At 41.5% G+C, this 19,229-nt stretch carries 17 protein-coding genes; 2 read left to right on the top strand and 15 right to left on the bottom strand.

Annotation, left to right across the window (positions count from 1 at the left end):
• Positions 1-25: 25 nt before the first annotated feature.
• From B152_RS0110440 to B152_RS23275, 15 genes are all read right to left on the bottom strand, one after another.
• A complete protein-coding gene (locus B152_RS0110440; RefSeq protein WP_020592365.1) occupies positions 26-847 on the bottom strand; it encodes a transaldolase in 822 nt (273 codons plus the stop codon).
• Complete coding sequence (locus B152_RS0110435; protein ID WP_020592364.1) at positions 813-1,394, bottom strand: SIS domain-containing protein; 582 nt, start codon at positions 1,392-1,394, stop codon at positions 813-815. The genes B152_RS0110440 and B152_RS0110435 overlap by 35 nt, the downstream gene beginning before the upstream one ends.
• Positions 1,395-1,453: 59 nt before the next feature.
• Positions 1,454-2,449 (bottom strand): NAD-dependent epimerase/dehydratase family protein, encoded by a 996-nt coding sequence (locus B152_RS0110430; RefSeq protein ID WP_020592363.1) that lies wholly within the window; start codon positions 2,447-2,449, stop codon positions 1,454-1,456.
• Positions 2,446-3,543 carry an NAD-dependent epimerase/dehydratase family protein gene (locus B152_RS0110425; protein ID WP_020592362.1) on the bottom strand — a complete coding sequence of 366 codons (1,098 nt, stop codon included), beginning with the start codon at positions 3,541-3,543 and terminating at the stop codon, positions 2,446-2,448. Before B152_RS0110425 ends, B152_RS0110430 begins: the two co-directional genes overlap by 4 nt.
• The gene (locus B152_RS0110420; protein WP_020592361.1) at positions 3,485-4,762 is read right to left on the bottom strand and encodes a radical SAM protein; all 1,278 of its coding nucleotides are present in this window, start codon (positions 4,760-4,762) and stop codon (positions 3,485-3,487) included. Before B152_RS0110420 ends, B152_RS0110425 begins: the two co-directional genes overlap by 59 nt.
• Positions 4,763-4,843: 81 nt before the next feature.
• Positions 4,844-6,061, bottom strand: a complete 1,218-nt coding sequence (locus B152_RS0110415; RefSeq protein WP_020592360.1) for a hypothetical protein — start codon at positions 6,059-6,061, stop codon at positions 4,844-4,846.
• Positions 6,058-7,365, bottom strand: coding sequence for a radical SAM protein (locus B152_RS0110410; protein WP_157231033.1), 1,308 nt, complete (start codon positions 7,363-7,365; stop codon positions 6,058-6,060). Before B152_RS0110410 ends, B152_RS0110415 begins: the two co-directional genes overlap by 4 nt.
• An 18-nt stretch (positions 7,366-7,383) precedes the next feature.
• Entirely contained in the window at positions 7,384-8,388 is a 1,005-nt protein-coding gene (locus B152_RS25320; protein WP_157231032.1) for a PglD-related sugar-binding protein, read from the bottom strand.
• An 80-nt stretch (positions 8,389-8,468) separates the two neighbouring features.
• Positions 8,469-10,430 (bottom strand): dehydrogenase E1 component subunit alpha/beta, encoded by a 1,962-nt coding sequence (locus tag B152_RS0110400; RefSeq protein WP_020592357.1) that lies wholly within the window; start codon positions 10,428-10,430, stop codon positions 8,469-8,471.
• 206 nt (positions 10,431-10,636) lie between these two features.
• A complete protein-coding gene (locus B152_RS0110395; RefSeq protein WP_020592356.1) occupies positions 10,637-11,275 on the bottom strand; it encodes a class I SAM-dependent methyltransferase in 639 nt (212 codons plus the stop codon).
• A 163-nt stretch (positions 11,276-11,438) separates the two neighbouring features.
• Complete coding sequence (locus B152_RS25315) at positions 11,439-12,512, bottom strand: glycosyltransferase family protein (protein WP_157231031.1); 1,074 nt, start codon at positions 12,510-12,512, stop codon at positions 11,439-11,441.
• A 16-nt stretch (positions 12,513-12,528) separates the two neighbouring features.
• Positions 12,529-13,629 carry a DegT/DnrJ/EryC1/StrS family aminotransferase gene (locus tag B152_RS0110385; protein WP_020592354.1) on the bottom strand — a complete coding sequence of 367 codons (1,101 nt, stop codon included), beginning with the start codon at positions 13,627-13,629 and terminating at the stop codon, positions 12,529-12,531.
• Positions 13,626-14,726, bottom strand: a complete 1,101-nt coding sequence (locus tag B152_RS0110380; RefSeq protein WP_020592353.1) for a Gfo/Idh/MocA family protein — start codon at positions 14,724-14,726, stop codon at positions 13,626-13,628. Before B152_RS0110380 ends, B152_RS0110385 begins: the two co-directional genes overlap by 4 nt.
• A 62-nt stretch (positions 14,727-14,788) precedes the next feature.
• Positions 14,789-15,604, bottom strand: coding sequence for an FkbM family methyltransferase (locus tag B152_RS25310; protein ID WP_157231030.1), 816 nt, complete (start codon positions 15,602-15,604; stop codon positions 14,789-14,791).
• Positions 15,605-15,669: 65 nt separating this feature from the next.
• Positions 15,670-16,953, bottom strand: a complete 1,284-nt coding sequence (locus tag B152_RS23275; protein WP_020592351.1) for a glycosyltransferase — start codon at positions 16,951-16,953, stop codon at positions 15,670-15,672.
• A 246-nt stretch (positions 16,954-17,199) separates the two neighbouring features.
• On the opposite strand from B152_RS23275, the gene B152_RS0110365 reads away from it, so the two are divergent.
• On the top strand, positions 17,200-18,030 hold the full coding sequence (locus B152_RS0110365) for a class I SAM-dependent methyltransferase (protein ID WP_020592350.1): 831 nt from the start codon (positions 17,200-17,202) through the stop codon (positions 18,028-18,030).
• A 68-nt stretch (positions 18,031-18,098) separates the two neighbouring features.
• Positions 18,099-19,127, top strand: a complete 1,029-nt coding sequence (locus B152_RS0110360) for an FkbM family methyltransferase (protein ID WP_020592349.1) — start codon at positions 18,099-18,101, stop codon at positions 19,125-19,127.
• Positions 19,128-19,229 lie beyond the last annotated feature (102 nt).

The raw sequence follows: 19,229 nt of genomic DNA, 5'->3' as shown, positions 1-19,229 counted from the left end.
TATTTGATTTATTGAAATAAAGAAGTTACCCAATTTTATAACCGGTCGCCAAAGCATCGTTATAAAACATTTGAACTGTCTCACGGCAAAACTCATCTGGATCCTTCCCCCAAAGCTCCCGCTTACCAAGCAAATCTGCTGTAACAGTTATAATATCAGCTCCAGAGCGTTCTGCTTGAACAATATTAAAAATCTCCCGCGTACTTGCCCACAGCAATTTCACATTTTTCTGATCGCGACAAATATCAACCGACTTTTGAAATATCACTTCAGGATCTTGACCTGAGTCAGCAAGCCGTCCAGAAAAAATGGAAATTATTGCTGGAGTAGTTTTTGATAAAACCCGTGAAACCCCACGCACCTGATCCAACGTAAAAACAGCAGTGATATTTAATTGCAACCCTTCACTTGAGAGCTCTTGGATTAAGGGGAAAGTTAACTCTCCTCCCGTAGTCGAAACAGGTATTTTAACAAATGCATTCTCCCCCCAGCTTGCAATTATCCTGGCTTCTCTTTTCATGGCGTCAAAATCGTCTGAGAAAACTTCGAAGGAAACAGGCTTATTTGGGATAATTTCCAGAGCTTTTCTTGCAAATTCTTCGTAATTAGATATGCCTGATTTGCGCATCAATGTTGGATTGGTCGTAATTCCCCCAATCGTTTCATCTTTAGCCGCGCCCCTTATTTCATCTAAGTTCGCACTATCTAAATATAACAGGATCGACATCACCCGCCCTTTTGTTTGGAAATAGAAACAAAATATTTCACCTGTATCTTTTGGGATTACTAACGCCCCAACCAAAACACAAAAATCACCAAACGGTTTTGTGTTCTTGTAACCTTTCATCACTCACCAGAGCGTGCCAAATAATGGCCTGGAATGCTTCTCCTAATGGAGTAACAAGCTCCGCTTTCATTGTGGGAACAACAATGCATCTATCCGAATTTTTCTCAGCGTACCCACCATGTCGCCCAAGAATCGATACAATTTTGGCCCCCCTATTTCTGGCGAAGTCGATAGCACGGATAAGGTTAACAGATAGATTACGTTCAGCATCGCCCCCACCCACGGAAAAGATCATAATAACGTCTTTTTCAGACAACCTGCTAACTTTAAGCCATTCAACAAATACAGAGCACCAGCCTTCATCATTCGTTCGTGCAGTCAATTCCGAAACATTATCAACAGGTGCGTAAGCTTCAATATTACAAAGTTTTCGAAAATCATTTACGGCATGAGAGCAGTTGGCAGCACTCCCGCCAACACCGAGTATGAATAGCCTTCCCTGCTGCTTCTTTAGTTTTAATAATTCTTGGGCAATAGCTTCATAATCTTTAGACTTGAGCTCGGAACATATTCTGGCTACTTCATCCAGGTAATTTTGAAAATCCATCCGCTCTTCCTCAATCATACTACCCAAGAAAACTAGGGCGAAATTAAAAATAAATGGATTTATGACAGATATTTATGCCAAGCCTCTGTAGCTTTAGAGATCCTATCGACTGTCCATAAAGGAGCTTCTTTCCAATAATCAATCTCAGATAAGATCATTTGGACGCCTTCCTCAAAAGAAACCGTCGGTTCCCAATCAGTCATGGTTTTGATTTTCGATATATCTGCATGAGTTATTTTAGGCTCACCTTTTCTCCAAGGAATATACTTGATGCTGCCTCCTAACAATTCAACCAGGGTACTTATTGTTCTGGGATTGCCAGATCCAACATTAAATCTCTCCCCTACTGCAACACATTCTGCCGCGGCAAGAAATGCCCGAGCCACATCCGTTACATAAACAAAATCCCGGCTCTGTGTACCATCCCCTACAACCGTAAAAGGATGCCCCGCAAGTTTTTGTCTTAGGAAAACTCCGAATACGGCACCATAAGCACCAGTGGTTCGTGACCGGGTACCGTAAGCATTAAAGATACAAACAGAATTTACACTTAATCCATAAACTTTCTGCCAATGGAAAGCAGCCAATTCACCCAGATATTTACTAAGGGCGTAGGGATACTGCAGTTCGATCGCCGCAGTTTCAGACGTTGGTGTGTTAGCCAAGCCATAACAGGAAGAAGATGCTGCATAAACGAACCGTTTTATTCTTGCGTTTCGGGCAGCTTCAAGGACCTTAACGGTGCCTTGAACATTGATGTTCATATAGTCTACGGGAGTTTCAATTGACGGAACGATATCCCCTATTCCTGCGAAGTGGAACACGTTGTCCACTTCTGAGAAAAGGCGATCATTGGCATCCAAATCGATAATATCTTTTTCTTCAACAATCAATTGAGAAGAACCAGTATGTTGGACAAGATTCTCTATCCGTCCGCCACTTAAATTATCAATAACCCGAACAATATGACCTTCAGAAACGAGAAGATCAACCATGTGACTTCCAATAAAGCCAGCTCCACCAGTGACGACAGATACAGGTTTTAAAGGCCTCATTGCACGTTCAGCTCCTTCATACGCTGAACATTATAGTAGTTTTTATTAGCCATACTGTTAGGAAGGTTTCCAAGAGAAAATGCACTACATAAATCCTGAACAGCATCCCGAATCCCATATTCAGGGACGAAGCCCAATATCCGGGAAATTTTTTCTGAATTTACGTGATATGAGCGAATATCATCTGAAGGTTCAACGACAAGATCTATTGATTTTTTGCCTGGATATTCTGAAGAAACAACAGCACGAACAACCTTTGCAATACTAAGAATGCTCGCGTTTTCACATCCAACATTAAACACCTCACCTCCTACTTTCGCAGAATCAGCAGTCAGCATCATTCGATAGAGACGAACCATATCCTTGATGTGAAGATTTGGGCGGCGTTGAGAACCACCAAACACCCGAATAACCGAATTGGTTACAGCATGATTCGTCAAAATATTAACTGATAAATCTAATCGCTGACGAGGTGCATAGCCACAGACTGTTGACGGACGCACAATAATGCAACAGAAATCATCATCATGATAACGCAACAAAATTGGTTCACACAAACCTTTGAATTCATTGTAAAGAGTCACTGGCTTCAAAGGGTGCTCTTCGGTAATATCAGGTACATTGGACACACCATATACTGATGCAGATGAAGCATAGATAAAACGTTGAACACCAGCTCTCTTTGCAGCCTTAACCATGGGCTCAAAGCATGTAAGATTAACCGACGTACTCAGCTTTTCATCCAGCTCAAAACTGGCATCATTTGAAATGCAAGCTAGGTGAATTACAGTATCAATGCCCAAGAAGGCTTCAGCCAAACTTTCCGTGTCACGAATATCCCCACGGATAATTTGTAATCGAGGATCGTCTTTGGGAAGATGATCATCGCCGAAGAAACAAATGTCATATACAGTCACGTTATAACCATCTGCCAACAATGCTGGTACGAGAGCGCTGCCGACGTAGCCCGCACCACCAGTGACAAGTACGTGCGTGGGAAGCTCCGATATCATATTCATTTCATCCTTGGGTACGTTACAGGTGATTTCCGTGACAATCTCGTGGCAAAGATATCCGATTTTGCGATAGCTCATTGAGTTTATCTGACGGCTCAAATAACAATCCATCCAAGATGCGATTATGGGGATCATTACGACATCCAGCGATACAGTTCTTTAGGCGAACTCTATCAGACATCTCCCCTATCCCCTTCCGCCACTCTATTGAAAAATCACTTTTTGCCCCAATAGGTCCATGTGACCATTCATATTGACCATCCCCCATTTTACTGCTCTTGGATTTATTTACACAGATGAAATACCTCATATTTGCATCATCCCGATCAGGAGATTCAACATCAACGTCCATATACCCCGTCAACCATATTCCAGTGCATCCACGATATTGTAATCCATCATTAAACTTCTCTTCGCCCCAAACTTCTTCGAACTGAATTGCTTTGCCATGTATGGAAAGTCGAGAATTTTCGTATTCTTTAGCTGCATCAATACTTTTTTGTATGCTTTCAAGAGATGTCGAAGTATTGCGTATCCTAGTTTTCACATGTGCGGCAAGGTACTTCGGCTTATAAGCAAGATAATCAACCCCTAAATCTGCAGCAATTTCAGCTATTTTGATAATTTCGTGGCTATTATGATCATCAACTGTGAATTGAATTCCCAGGGTCGGTTCACTTAGCCCGAGTACGTCTCTTCTCTTCACAAGGTTTTCAATATTTTTAATAATTGTTGAAAATTGCCCTTTAACACCTCGTTCAATCGCATGAGTTTCAGACGAGGCTGCATCAAGAGAAACACGAATAAAACGCATCGTTTCTAGCATGCTCGTGGCGATAAAATCTTTTGGGGAATCTCCTTTATCACCCATATTATTTCCGTTTGTATATATCCCAATATCTAATCCGAGCTCATCTTTCATATAGTACAGCAGTTGAGTAAGATGCGGATACAATAAAGGTTCACCTGATCCAACAAGCGTAACAGCCTTTAAACCAAGAGTTTCTTTAGAATAAAATGGATGAGATATTTCTTCATATTCCCTCCCCACAGAAGCTGCCTGCTTCAATTGAGACTTAAGAACCTCAAGTGAAGCAGTGAACATGATCTTCGGATTAAAGCGGTAACTACCAGCATAACAGCCTTTACAAAACTGATCACAATACGTCACCAAGCCTAATGTCAGATGAGTAGGATAAGTATAGCCAAACTCCTGAAGGTGCCGAACTCTTGGTGCATGGCCTTCAATCTTTTTTCCCAAATCAAGATACGACAATTTAGCAGTGTTTGTAGACATTTATGATCTCGCTTTCATTGTACGTAAATCTAACGCAATTTTTACGCCACATAGAAAACCTCAATAACCGGAGGTTGTTTTCTATCTTCCAAACTCATAAGCAACCTCAACTACTTTATCATAAAAAGTCACAAGGCGGGGGCCCATTTTCCGATGGTCATATGCTTGACGAGACGCCAACGCCCCTTCTCTTAACTTATCAAAATCAAGACCTTTAACAAAATCGCGCAGGTTTAACAGATTTTCCTGTTTCAAAACCACCGCCCCCCCATATCTCTTGGCAATTGCAGAAAGAAATTTAGCCGGAAATATTAATACTGGTAGTCCTGAATCAAAAAAATCAAAAATTTTATTACTCATACAATATTCGTATTTTCTCAAAGTATACGTAGATGTTTCAGGGCCATCAGATTTATTCGACATAATAAGTATGCCAGCATCAAATTTTCTTTGCTCAACAATTAATTCACTTGCTGACAACGTACGATGTAGATGGAAATACGGATTACTCTTATTTTCTCTTATCAATGGCTGATAAATAGAATCATTACTCTTATCGAGAGGAAAATTAGTTGGATACAAATGATAGTGTATTCTTTGAGCCTGACAGTGTCTGGCAAGCCAAGGATGGAAGTTTGCAGGATCGCTCCCATCATCAAATCGAGTATAGACATTCCCCTGATACACAAGATGCAACTCATCTCGCTTTCTCGGGATAGTCAGTATTTCGGCTTCACTGTTCCAGCAAGAATCAGGGAAAAACCCTCTTACCCCTCGCAAACCACCTACCTGACGATTGATAATTTGCGTCTCTATTGATCGGCATGAATGTCCATCAGCAGCAAGTAAAGTCTTAACTTCTAGCTTCTGAAAAGATGAGTAATCGGGATGATTTTCCTGTATCATACCCGTAAGAACATCATAATCATCAATAATGACAGGACCTGGTCTGTACTTTGTAAACAAAAACCCAACTTGAAAGAACCAACTGCAAAAGACATGATAAACAACAGGATTGAATTTGCAGGCGAGTAACAATGCATGTTCATGAGAATCATATTTCAGAACAGATGCTGCCCAATCTAGGGGGACGGTAAGATCTTCACCGCAAAGGAATATCACCCGTTGACCCACTGCGGCCAAAGCAGATCCTATTTTCTCATATCGTCCCAAGAGGCGGTCCGCGACGAGAACAACTAATTTTCTGTCCCGTTCAACAAAAAAAGATTCACGGCATGACTCTTCAAGCAAGAACTCATTTGTTATAGAAGGAACCACATTAACAATAGCTTTTTTCACGATGGCGAGTTGCCTGTTTTACGATATAATTTTAATACATTATACTGCTGTGCTTCGACTGACACTTCTGGAGCAAGTCGGCATTTTTGGCAATTCTGTGCTAAATTCCCTGTTAACAAACCCTTTTTTAGCTCAAACAACGGACCCGACGAGTAAGTATTCTCAGCAGGCAATTCAACACCACCAACCTCACAACACACAGCTACTTCGGTCTTCCCTGTCAAGGTCAAGTGATTCCAAGGATGAAGGCAAAGTCTAGTATTACCTGGACGAACAGGTTCGAAATATCCTTCGAGATAATGGCTTTGGTTAGATTTCCCGATAACAACACCAGAAGGTGCTGTATTACATTTATTTTTTACCTGGTTATTACCCATAATGAGGTCGTAAAGGGCAGCATCAATAATACAGTACCTCCCGGCATCTTTTGCAATTTTCTGAGCTCGGAGTAGGCATTCCTTGGCATAAAGGATTCCTGCTGGAGGCAGAAAACCGATCGGCGTTGCCCCCTTCAACCCTTGGAGTACAAACATTGAATTAAACATGAAACCATGTGCCCCAAATTCAATCCCCTCCTCAACAAGCTGGGCTAAATCATCAAGCGTTTCGGCCATAGTCACCGAATTCCAGCCGATTATTGGTGCAGAAGGATAGGGCTTCTTTAACCGTAAAGCCCGTAGGTTATCTTTAAGCACCTCAATTCTCAAACCTTTTCGAATTTCAGCTGACTTCTCTTCATTTAGGGTATCCACGCTGATTGTAATTTCATCAACACCAGCCAATACTTCTATTTCTTTTTCTGATAATCGTTTAGAAAGATTTGTAATTAATCCAGTCTTTAATCCTAATTCTTGTGCAAAACGAACAACTTCGGCCCAATTCGGCATAATTGTAACTTCGCCAAATCCACTAATACGAGCTTTCTTGACCCCAATATCTTTCATCCATATTAATTTCTTTTTTAATTCTTCTGTCGGAAGAGCAACCACATTCAAGTGCTCAGGCCGTGTTGCCTCCCAACAATACACACATCGCAGATTACATCCATTTCCAACATCAAGATGAGCTATTTCTGGTGATTTACTAAATTTAGCTAAAGCATCAATTCCTTCTTTTCCTGTAACCTCTGATATTGCTTTTCGAATACGCACAATGATACCGTTTCGCAGACTCAAAATCTCTGAACATTCAGGGTATTTTCCAAGAGTTTCATCGTAAAAAATAACGGCTTTAGTCAAATCTCCTGAATCAAGAATTTCGGTCAATTCATTAATCATATCTCTTTTTTTAATGTCCGAGCTCAACTGCGACCTCTCAATAAATCAATCACTTTGCCGAGAATAATAAAGGGTTCCATCACTCCGCAAAACGATATTATCTTCCAGATTGTCAAATACCGTTACCCCAGAAACGACCGTACAATTACAACCAATCACAATATCCTTATTAATCGCACAACCTATACCTATTAATGTCCCTTCGCCGACAGAGACGGCCCCTCCTAAATGCGCCCCATCACTGATACGTGCATAACAACCAACAGAACAATGATGTGCAATAGTTGCGCCATTATTAACGTGAACCATGTCACCTATAACAACTTTGGGGCCAACAACCGTTTGCGGCCCAATAAAAACACCTTCACCAACTTCGGCTAAAGGAGAAACATATGCCATTGGGTGGATAACTTTTGCCGAGGCGAACCCTAAATCTTGACATTTTTTCCTGGCTTCTTTCGCCAACGGTACAGCCCCGATTGCAATATGGAAAAAAGGGACTGTCTCAAATACAACTTGCTCTAACTGATCAAGGGACAAAATCGGTAAGTCATAAAAACCGTCATCCAAATCAGGGCTATCATCCACCAAAAGAACCGGCGTATATTCACCTCCCGCAATTACAGCATCATATACCACAAGCCCATGACGTCCCGCTCCATAAATTATTAAGGGGTTCGGAACAGAGTTGATTTTCGCCACAAAATCATTAGACATGGCTTTCTTGTTGATCAACCCGAGATACTGAACGACGTCCTCAGCCCTTAGGGCCTGATTATTTGAGAAATTATCAAGGGCTAATCCATGCTTATCCAATAATGCACGAGCAGCATCTGAAACGAGCAGCTGTGCTCTGTCCCATGGCTTTTCATTTTTAGTTTCAAGAAAAATTGGATCTTCATTATCTAGAACGTGTCCAAACAGATTACCTACTGGAAGAATCTCACCAATTTCAACCCTGGGGTAGAAATACCCATTAGCAGTAGAAACAATATCAATCGTCGCTTTTGTTGTTTCAACTTGACCCAAGACAGCATCAACATTGACCATATCTCCTCCAGACACATTAAGACTGACAACGACGACCATATCGTCATTTGCATTAACTCTGGGTATGTAGATTGGATTAGTCATCTTCTCATCAACGATTTTGCATGTTTAATAATTGTATCCATACGGGGCAGAACCAACGCTTCAAGCTCAATACTACTCGGGATTATAGTGTCTAAAGCCGCAATTCTCATAACTTTAGGTAAGCTTTCCCCCATTATTTCACTCAACTGTGCGATAATTTCAGCCCCCCACCCATTCGCTTTTGTACCTTCTTCCAAAGTGATTATCGCATCTGTTCTTTGGGCTGCGGAATAAATTGCGTCGATAGGTATTGGAGAAATCATACTGGGCACGACAACCTCAACAATCTTTTCCGATTCAACAAATAACTGGCGAGAAACGTCAAGAGCAAGCTCTACCATTCCTCCATAAGCTATAATCGTCAAATCGACAGATTCATTTTTTGCAACTGGATTTAAAAACAGTGTCGGAAAAAAATCTCCATAGGATGAAGCTAAAAATCCAGCCACACGGCCATCAGTTTTCGGAATAAAATATCGTCCGTATAAGGTTTTGTTTTCAATATGAAGACAAGGTATATCTATCTCTAACATTCTACGCCACAAAAGCTCAGGCGCATGTATCGGACTTAATGCCGTTACGATTAAACCAGGTATTCCAAAGAACAACTTTTCCAGACATTGGCTGTGGGTCGGGCCGTAGCCACGGTAGCCTCCCACTGGCGTACGGATAATCACCGGGCAACAAACATTATTACCATACATCGCACCAAATTTAGCAGCATGGTTGACGACCTGGTCAACAACCAAGGTCAAAAAATCTCCAAACATTATTTCAACTATAGGCCTTAATCCACGCAACGCCATGCCATTAGCAAGTCCTGTAATTCCAGCCTCAGAAATGGGTGAAGAATGAACCTGCTTAGGAAAAAATTGTGAAAGATCTCCCATGACTTTAAATGCACCACCATATGGAGCATCAATATCTTCACCAATAAAATGAACATTCGGTTGACTGGAAAGTAGCATAGCGAACGTTTCGTTTAACCTTCTTACACAAGCCGTCTCTCCTCCACTCACCCAAGCTTCAGTTCCATCATACAGATCAGGCAATTGACGTGGCAAAGGAGGCTTACGTTGATTAGTGTACCGTGTTGATATCGCTACGGAAAAAAGATTATCAATTGTATTAGTGACGTCTTGCGACAATTTTTCCAGCACCTGAGGAGCTATTTTTTGACCAGCAAGAAATAATGGATCCTGTTTTTTCCAAAATCTTATCTCTTCACTACTCCTGTGATCATCTCCTTTACTATGTGGACCAAGACGATATGAATGAATAATCTGCAAAAAAGGGGCGCCCGTTTTCCTCACGGAATTTACAGCAGAATGGAACCTTGCCTCAAGTTCGCCAATCTCATTACTTTCAATCTCATCTACAGAAATTCCAAAAGCCCTCCCTCTATCACTTAGACTACCTGCTACCCCCTTTTCAATTGGCGTACTTTGTGCGTAGCGATTATTTTCAAGTACGAACAAAACTGGCAATTTCCATAAAGATGCCAGATTAAAACTCTCATACAACACGCCCTCACCAAGAGTTCCATCTCCAAAAAAACACATGACGACAGCATTCGAATTATTGAGCTTCTCTGCCATCGCTGCACCAGCAGCTACAGGTAAATTTCCACCTTGTATTCCATTGGAATAAAATTGGCGCCAATGAATATGTTGAGATCCTCCATATCCTTGGCAAATACCATCTTCATGACCCATAATTTCGTGCAAAAGTGCGAGAGGCTCCCCACCATATGCCAAGAAATGGGCATGACAACGATGCGTTGAGAATACAACATCATTTTCGCCCAACGCTGACATCGCAGCAACGGCAACTGCCTCTTGCCCAATTGAAGTATGCGTTGTTCCTCTAATCTGATTATTCTCAAACTCAGAAAGTAATCGCTCTTCAAATCGGCGAGTAAATAGAATTTTTTTATATTTCTCTATATTTGACTTCATGATTCTGCCTGAATTATTTCGCATACATCATACAAAACGCTCAACAATAGATTAAACTGAATCTAATCTAGATAAAAAACAGCCGTCTTCCGAAAATATTTATTTAAAAAAATCAATGCCCAAAATAAATATCGCCCTTCATCAACTAAATAGAGAAACATAACAAATCGGCATACCAAAAAAACATCCCCAATAACCAAACACAATTATGCAATAAACCAGTAATAATCACCAGTATATCCAGATTCCTCGAACAATTCCTTCCATTCGTTAACACTTAATATTGTTTTCGCAGTCAAATTCCAAGCATACTGTCTTTTTTCTTCTTCTGAATCTCTATACGAACTAACTGTTACAAAGCTTCCTTTTCGAGAAACTCTTTCAATCTCTTTAAGGGCCTTTATACAATCACCACGATCCAAATTATGAATCGCAGCAATGGAGATCGTAACGTCAATACTTTTATCTGGAAAAGGCAGTGCCAGTGCCGTACCGACTTGGCAGAAAGGTTTAACAGCTTCAATTGCATTGGCAATAGCGTACTCAGAAATATCAAGTCCCCTAACAGTTAATCCTGGAATCAAGCGCATCATATCATAAAGCATAAAACCTTTGGCACAGCCAATATCAAGCACACAGTCACCAGCCTTTAAACCCCAATGCATCTGAAAATCAGGGACAACTTTTTCCCAAAAATGCGGTGCATAATTAAACCCACCATAGCCTTGCACACGTGATCCATCGAAAAATTCCTCACCAAACTTCCGGGCGATGCTACGATCAGCCTCCGTTTTTAAATCTCCTCTCTCGTCCACCTTTCGGTTTGAGTGAGGATAATTCTTCATCAAATTCACTTCTCGCCGCACCAAACTACCCCTAATTTGTAAATTTCACCTCAACAGTGCCACCACCTGAAATCCGCATAAATCTGAGATTTTGCAAAATAACTTTCCAATATACACCTCTCAAAAATCCGCAAACCACTTCAATAAAAATCATAAACATTACCTACAGATACTCTTTAATAATTGCGTCCAATTGCTTGGCTCTCACCTCAACGCCATGATCCTTTAAACAGCGTTCCTGCCCCTTTTGTGCAATACGTTCTCGCTTATCTGGATGGTCCAGATAGTAAGTGATTTTATCCTCCATTTCATCAACGCTTGCATAAGTCTCGATCTCGACTCCTGGTTCGAACACCTCTGAAAGCTGTGGACTGTATTCTGTTAGTAGAAAACTCCCTACACCTGTAGCTTCATACAAACGCATATTCTGGCTCTCCCCCAACGCCATATCCACGTGACTATTCACCACAATACGCCCCTGTTTGAGGGCCTTAAACATATCCATACCCCATACAGCAGGTCTGGCATATGCCTCCGCAATACCAAGAGCAATCCCAGATGGATTCAGCAAGAACAGTGATAACCCTTGCTCTTTCTGCAAACGCGTAATTCCTGCTAATCGTTTGATCGTGTCGATACGTTTATGGTGGTATTCTCCGACTTGCCCAGTGAACACCACGTCAAATACCTTTCCTACGCCCAACAAGGCTTTCGATACAAAATTGGGAAAACCAGGTCTGAATTCTTGGACCGCTTTTGCCCCGAATGAAAGCGCCTGTTTTCTACACCCTGCATGGCTAGAGATCATTAAATCAACATCGCTCCAGTCAGAACCATTCGGCGTAGGAGCCGCCCTCCACGCGATCACTAGGCGAGGCTTCCAGTTACACCTACGCAAAACCTGTGGATTGAGGGCAACCGGATCAGATATAAAAAGAATATCCGGACAAATTTTATCTACCTGAGCCTTAATAATTTCGGAGCGACTTGGGCTCCCTGTCATCGAACAATATTCCGCCATCCAAGCACACTGAGCAGGAATACAGTCAACAACAGCAAACTCCGTATCATACCCGAGATGTTTCATTGAGGAAGCAAACAGATGCCCGCCAGAAAAGCCATCAGTCTCCAATGCCATCATCTGCGTTTGGAATGAAGCGATTTGTAATTCAGAATGCCGCGTATAAAAGTTCTTTAAATACTCTGAATAGAAGGACATATATTGTAAAAACTTCAATGTTCATCCATTCTTTCTAATTTGGCTTAGCAATCTTCAAGAATTCAGACAAGACGATATCTACATCACAGGCACTAAGTTCCCCACAGATAGGAAGGCTTATCGTTTGGCTAGAAATCTGTTCGGCATTCGGTAAAGCTTTCCGCCAATATCCAGACATAGCACCTTGCAAATGACAGGATGGTGAATAATGAATACCGCAGTTAATTCCTGCAGATTCCATTGCCATAATCACCTCATCCCTGTTAGACACAGCGACAACGAACAAATGATAGACAGGGTCTGCACCGGGTATAGAGGTAGGGCTACTGTACCCCTCTGAGCCCAAAGCTTCTCTATATTGTTTGGCCCGAGCACGTCGGTTCGCATTCCATTTTGGCAGTCGAGGTAATTTCACAGACAAGAAAGCCGCCTGTAATTCATCCATACGGAAATTTCCACCAACCAACCTATGGATATTTTTGCTCGAACGGCCGTGGTTAATTAAGCATCTAGCGTAGGTTTCATTTTCCTCTGACCGAAAAGAAACAATTCCAGCATCTCCCAAGGCTCCCAGGTTCTTTCCGGGGAAAAAACTAAAGGATGCTGCATCTCCAAAACTTCCAACCGGATGCCCCAAAAGACTACATCCATGAGCTTGCGCACAATCTTCAATCACAAACCATTTATGTTCTTCTGCAACGTCAAGAAGCTCACCCATAGGACACGGAAAGCCATATATGTGTACAGGTATGATGGCTTTGGTTCTTGATGTTGACACTTTCAGAACTTCTTCTGCGGTTATCGTATGACTGACAATAGAAATATCTGCGAATACAGGAATCGCCCCTACCGCACAAACTGCTTCTGCAGTGGCAATAAATGTGTGCGCAGGCAGAATAACTTCGTCACCAGGCCCAACCGCCAAGGTCCGTAAAGCAATTTCAAGAGCAACAGTTCCGTTTGCGCAACCAATAGCATTGGGCAGTTCTTGAGCTTTCGCGAACTCTGTTTCAAATCGACGAACAAAGTCTCCCTGAATAAAATTTCCACTATCCAGTACTTTCCCATAAGCATCCGCTAACTCTGCCCGAAGATGTCTGTGTTGCCTTTCTAGATTGACCAGAGGTATCTTCATAAAGAAGAATCTGAGCGCAACACACCCAACTTACATTTTGAAGGGCTAAACCGTAACGCTATCTCTCTTCCTGTTTCAATCGATTCATAAATGGCCGAAATCAACTCAAGAGACTTGCGCCCTTCCAATCCGTCAACCAACGACGCTCCTCCCAAAGAAATAGCTTTTACAACATTTTCCAAATAAGCTTTATGTCCAAAACCATAAACATCAGGAGGGTTCTCTGAAAAATTCCGGAGTATTTCATCGTCCTCTTTCATTGGCTCTGAAAATTCCCACCGCAAAATTTTATTCACCGCAAAACCGCCAATTTCAACATTCCCCTTCTCTCCCAGAATAGTAAGGGAACCTTCAATATCATTTGGACGGGCCGCTGTAGTTGCCTCGACCACGCAAATAGCACCGGACTTAAATTTAATAATCGCTGCCCCAGTATCCTCAACTTCAATGTCAACCAAGCTGGTTGAAGATTTTGCAAAAACGCTAACTGGCTCACCAAAAAACCATTCGAGGAGGTCTATATGATGGCTCGCCTGGTTAGCAAAAACACCGCCATCCAAAGCCCAAGTTCCTCGCCAATCATCTTGATCGTAATATGATTGATCCCTATGCCAACGTACTTTCACACTCCCCATAACAAGTTTGCCAAACCTGCCTTCGCTGAATGCCTCACGCAGTTTTTGAACAGGAAGGTTCAGCCGGTTTTGTTTAACAACGAATAATTTGACGCCCTTTTGATCACACTGTGCGATCATTTGGTCTGCGTCACTTAAAGTAAGAGCCATCGGCTTTTCAACGACGACATGCTTGACGTACTTTTGCACAACATTCAAAACATCTCTGGCATGGTGTCCACTCTCGGTCAGAACACATACAACATCAATCAGCCCCCCGTACCCTGACATCATAGCATTTAAGTCTTTAAAAAATGGCAGCCCTACCTTTTGCGCCAACAGTTCCGCCCGATCTCCTTGCGGATCACAAACAGCAACAAGGCGCCCTCCCGACACCTCACCTCCGGCCAACAAAGCAGCATAACGTTGAGCTATACGCCCACATCCCATTAAGGCAAAATTGACAGTCACACCTTGCTTCATCAGACACCACCACTAGAACCAACCAACAGATTAATACCTAAGTATCTATGATAAAATATAAATTAATTCTTCTCAGATAAATTATTTTGGTCAACGATTTCTTTCCATGCAAAAACCGTACAAATGAATCGATCCGTTGGCGCCCTCCGAAATGGTGGTTTTTGGGCCCTACCTACCCAAGTCGCATAGTGCAAGTCATTTAAAATATAACGAAACCTCTGCTTTTCCAGTAAAGACAGCAACTTACCAATTCGAGGACAATTTACTTCATTCTGATTAAGAACATGCAGTTCAATAATTAATCGGTCGACTTTAAACAGCACATCAGCACAATCCAGAACAACATCATATTCTGCCCCCTCAATATCCATTTTAAGAAGATCGACCCTCCCCTCCTTCGCCAATAGATCACATAGCCTAACCGAGGGAACCCTGGCCCCTCCAGTACGAATAGCACCAGAATCATCTGCCGTTGAATTGAACCCCACACCTTCTTCATGCGTCCAGATCGCCTTTTGTTCAGCAACAACATTGTAGCAACCATTATTGAAAAGGTTACGTTCAAGAACTTGAAATATTAGTGGATCAGCTTCAAAACTCGTCAAACGTGCGTGAGGATAATTTTTCAAAAAATACAGTGAGGCCAGCCCCACATGAGCACCACAATCAATAATCCGAGGTGTCTCAGTAATAGCGTCAAAATTATAAAGATCTTCACCAAAGATCTGTTTGAATTGGTAATAGAAGCTGTGCAGATCAACATATTCAAATTTCTGGCCATTCCAGACAAGATCTCCAGCTTCTCGTCTAGGAACTATATCAATTAACGGTGCCAGTCTTTGAAGCAACTCTTCAACAGATCCCTGAATATTCATCATCTGACCCCTTCGCCTCATTGACCATAACCAAGATACATATCACTTAGACCATCATGCGATTAACCTCATTTAGCACTATTCTTTTGGTCAATCAGGCTTTCATATAGACCTTGGTATCTATTCCCTTGAACGGAAGGGCAAAATTCTCGTTCTGCAACGAACCTAGCTGCCATCCCCCTATTCCTCAGCTCCTCCTCACACGACAGCGCCTGAAGTATGGCACTGGCTAAGCCATCAACACTCCGTTTAGGCACCAACCACCCTGTTTCTCCATTTACAATGAAGTCAGAAGCTCCTCCCGTATCGTATGCAATCAAAGGCGTACCACTCGCCATTGATTCAAGGATAATATTAGGCAAATTATCCTCTAGAGAAGGAAGGAAAGTAAAATCTACTGCGTTATAGATTTGGCTGATTAAATTTTGATCTTTGACAAAAGACAGCGATCGATGTTCCACCGGACTTTGGATCTTCCCTTTTGTGTATCCTGCAGTGAGTAAAATCATTCCTTCTGCCTCCGCTGCAGTCAACCCCTGTAACGCAGCCTCAAGATAGCTTAACCCCTTTCTCGGGTCGGTCAGATTATGAGAAGGGAAGAAACCTATAACCTTATCTTGCGGTAGCCCGAACTTTTCGCGCAAGACTGTTCGCATTCGAGGCTTAAATTGGTTTAAGTCCACACTATAGGGGATGATCTCAATATCAAAACCAGAAAACAAACTGCTATGTCGCGCCTCGTTGGCCAACCATTTACTTGGGGTCACAATCTTCATTGGAAATCGTGTCTTGGCTAATGCAGTTTCTTTGATTTTATATATCTGCCGCGACAAATCATATTCAACCTCAGAAGCAATATACCCGCAAGCACCACATTGATGAGTAAACCCCTTACACCCCCCAGCATAATGACACCCGCCAGTAAACGGATACATATCGTGTAATGTCCAAACCATTGGAGTTTTTGTGGCAGATGAGCCAAAAAAGCTCGGATAATCAACAAAATCACAAACCCAATGAAGGTTGATAATGTCAATATCAGGGATTTGTTTCTGCATTAGAGAAGTATAAGGCGCAAAGGGAAGTGAAAATGGCCCGAGATCTGTTCCAACCGCACCAGTATAATCCACTAATAATGCTTCCTCGTATGCCTCTAACTCCTTTTGCTCTTCGAACTCCAGCATAGAAAGAAAGGTAAGATCGAGCTCTTGTACAGTTTCATCATTGCTGAGCTTTTCCCTTACATACATTACCGAATCCACACCCACAGATCGTACAGCTTGATGTTGTCGATAAGCTGCAATTGCAGCTCCCCCCATCACATCCCACCGATTAATCTGAGCAACTCTCATTCTATTTCCCAAGCTATTCTTTAAATGAAGCTTTGTTAAGCTTCTATAATATTCCGCGACACAGCTCCGAAATTTAGTCCCGAAGAAAACTATAATTTTGAAACCAACATTTCATTACAATCACACGTTTATTTTCAAACTCAATTCAACTCTTCCCGATTAGAAAGAAACAAAACCTACATTGCCTTCCGACCACTTTCTTTGTTAAGGCTAGTATACAGTCCTAACAAAGAAGTCACTCGCATCATGAGACGATTAATAAGAAAATTCTTATATTTCATTTCGAGAACAAAACCACCTGTAAACTTTCTTATCAAACAAGCAAAACTAACAATTTTCTGGCTAAAAAATTCAAATGAAAATACAAATTACACATATGATCTCGAAGAAAAGAATAAACTCCACCTCGCTTTTTTAATTTCCGCCATTACAAACTCAAAGTTTGAAATTATAAATTCATATATAACTGAAATCTGCGATGATGAAGAATTGAAAAAACATATATCATCGCATATCGCAAAAAGCAGCCTATCCTTTATGGCAGATCAAACTGCTCGATATGGACGAAGAGTAGGCTGGTATGCAATTGTCAGGGCCCTAAAACCCAATATTGTTGTGGAGACTGGTGTCGACAAGGGATTAGGAGCCTGTGTACTTACTGCTGCCCTCAAGAAGAACCACATAGAAGGAAATTCTGGTTATTATTACGGTACAGATATTAACCCCAAAGCTGGATACATGCTTTCTGGGTCCTATGCTGAATTTGGTGAGATCATATATGGTGATTCGATAGAAAGCCTCAAAAATCTGAACCACACAATTGATATTTTTATTAATGACAGCGACCATTCCAACGAATACGAAGCTTGCGAATATCGGACAATTAGCAACAAGCTTTCAAAGCGTTCTGTCATCCTTGGGGACAATTCGCATAGTACTAACGAATTACTTGAATTTTCCCTTAAAAACAACAGAGACTTTATCTTCTTTTGTGAAAAGCCAGAAAAACATTGGTATCCTGGGGCCGGAATAGGAATTTCCTATTCCAAGCGAAACGACAGCCAACTAAACAAGTAAATACCATCTCCACTCATTTTTGAGTAAAAAGATAATTCCTGATTTCTCGGATTTAAAGAGTTCCAAACATGCCCTCTGCCCCTTCTCCTCCTAGAAAAGAATTGATAATCCCCTCCGGCACAGATGAAGCCAAATCTTACAAAATAACAGTAGATAAACTGAACTACAAAACAGTCGGTGCATCCTCTATCGCTGACGACCCCTCACAGTCTCTGTATGAAGAATGGGCCTATATCCCAACGATCTACCATAAGGATTTTTCCAACGAGTTATTACGCATCATCAATAAATATAAGATCACTGCAATATTCTGCCCGCATTATAAAATATTTTATGTGATAGAAGAAACACTGAAACATCATTCAATTCCAATAGAGCTTTCCCCCCCTCCGACCAGGCAACCAATTCTTGAACAGGCACTGCATCTATTTAACTCTAATATTTCAAACACAATTACTGACATAATAGATATTGGCGTTCAATTTGGGACACCTTTTTTAATTAAATCATTCCCTTTGGCAAAACACCACCTAGTTGAGCCTGTTGCACAATATTATGAAAAGATCAAATCAACCTACACCAATGCAGGAATAGAATATTCTTTATTACCTTATGCTCTTTCAGATCTAGATGGTGAAATGATCCTCCATGAATACGATTTACATACCAAAGGAACAACATCCCATTCTAGTTTGAGACCTCAAATTATCGACCATCCAAACCTGTATAAGACATCAGCTATCAAAGTAAGGAATCTGGATTCACTATTCAGCGAGATCATGCTAAAAGAGCACGACTATATTGTAAAAATTGACGTGGATGGATTAGAAGATAAAATTATTTCCGGTGGATATAAAACGATACGTAATGCAGCCGCTATCATCATAGAAAGCCCGCTACATGCTCTCTCGGAACGGCTTCAGTCTATACAAAACTTAGGATTTTCACTTTGGGATATTTGCGATCCCGCTTACTACCACGAGCAATTAAGCCAAGTAGATCTTGTCTTCATCAATAAAATAATAGAACGGAACAACATCTCTTTCCGACCGTGGGATCAGGGCCCATTCTCTCTTGAAAAATGGCAATCAATATAAGACCTCTGGTAATCCTCCCATTTTTAATGGGCTCATTCAGTAGAATTTACGCAGCCATTTTCAGTTTCATTGCAGGCGTGATACCGCCAATGCCCATGTTGG

This window comes from Kiloniella laminariae DSM 19542 (genome assembly GCF_000374005.1).
GTDB lineage: Bacteria > Pseudomonadota > Alphaproteobacteria > Kiloniellales > Kiloniellaceae > Kiloniella > Kiloniella laminariae.
This window is presented reverse-complemented; position numbering and strand designations above follow the sequence as displayed.

What these genes read in the sequence shown, in the direction of transcription:
- B152_RS0110440 (WP_020592365.1), bottom strand. Translation starts at nt 847, where the DNA reads ATGAAAGGTTACAAGAACACAAAACCGTTTGGTGATTTTTGTGTTTTG.
- B152_RS0110435 (WP_020592364.1), bottom strand. Translation starts at nt 1,394, where the DNA reads ATGGATTTTCAAAATTACCTGGATGAAGTAGCCAGAATATGTTCCGAG.
- B152_RS0110430 (WP_020592363.1), bottom strand. Translation starts at nt 2,449, where the DNA reads ATGAGGCCTTTAAAACCTGTATCTGTCGTCACTGGTGGAGCTGGCTTT.
- B152_RS0110425 (WP_020592362.1), bottom strand. Translation starts at nt 3,543, where the DNA reads ATGAGCTATCGCAAAATCGGATATCTTTGCCACGAGATTGTCACGGAA.
- B152_RS0110420 (WP_020592361.1), bottom strand. Translation starts at nt 4,762, where the DNA reads ATGTCTACAAACACTGCTAAATTGTCGTATCTTGATTTGGGAAAAAAG.
- B152_RS25320 (WP_157231032.1), bottom strand. Translation starts at nt 8,388, where the DNA reads ATGGTCAATGTTGATGCTGTCTTGGGTCAAGTTGAAACAACAAAAGCG.
- B152_RS0110400 (WP_020592357.1), bottom strand. Translation starts at nt 10,430, where the DNA reads ATGAAGTCAAATATAGAGAAATATAAAAAAATTCTATTTACTCGCCGA.
- B152_RS0110395 (WP_020592356.1), bottom strand. Translation starts at nt 11,275, where the DNA reads ATGAAGAATTATCCTCACTCAAACCGAAAGGTGGACGAGAGAGGAGAT.
- B152_RS0110385 (WP_020592354.1), bottom strand. Translation starts at nt 13,629, where the DNA reads ATGAAGATACCTCTGGTCAATCTAGAAAGGCAACACAGACATCTTCGG.
- B152_RS0110380 (WP_020592353.1), bottom strand. Translation starts at nt 14,726, where the DNA reads ATGAAGCAAGGTGTGACTGTCAATTTTGCCTTAATGGGATGTGGGCGT.
- B152_RS25310 (WP_157231030.1), bottom strand. Translation starts at nt 15,604, where the DNA reads ATGATGAATATTCAGGGATCTGTTGAAGAGTTGCTTCAAAGACTGGCA.
- B152_RS23275 (WP_020592351.1), bottom strand. Translation starts at nt 16,953, where the DNA reads ATGAGAGTTGCTCAGATTAATCGGTGGGATGTGATGGGGGGAGCTGCA.
- B152_RS0110365 (WP_020592350.1), top strand. Translation starts at nt 17,200, where the DNA reads ATGAGACGATTAATAAGAAAATTCTTATATTTCATTTCGAGAACAAAA.
- B152_RS0110360 (WP_020592349.1), top strand. Translation starts at nt 18,099, where the DNA reads ATGCCCTCTGCCCCTTCTCCTCCTAGAAAAGAATTGATAATCCCCTCC.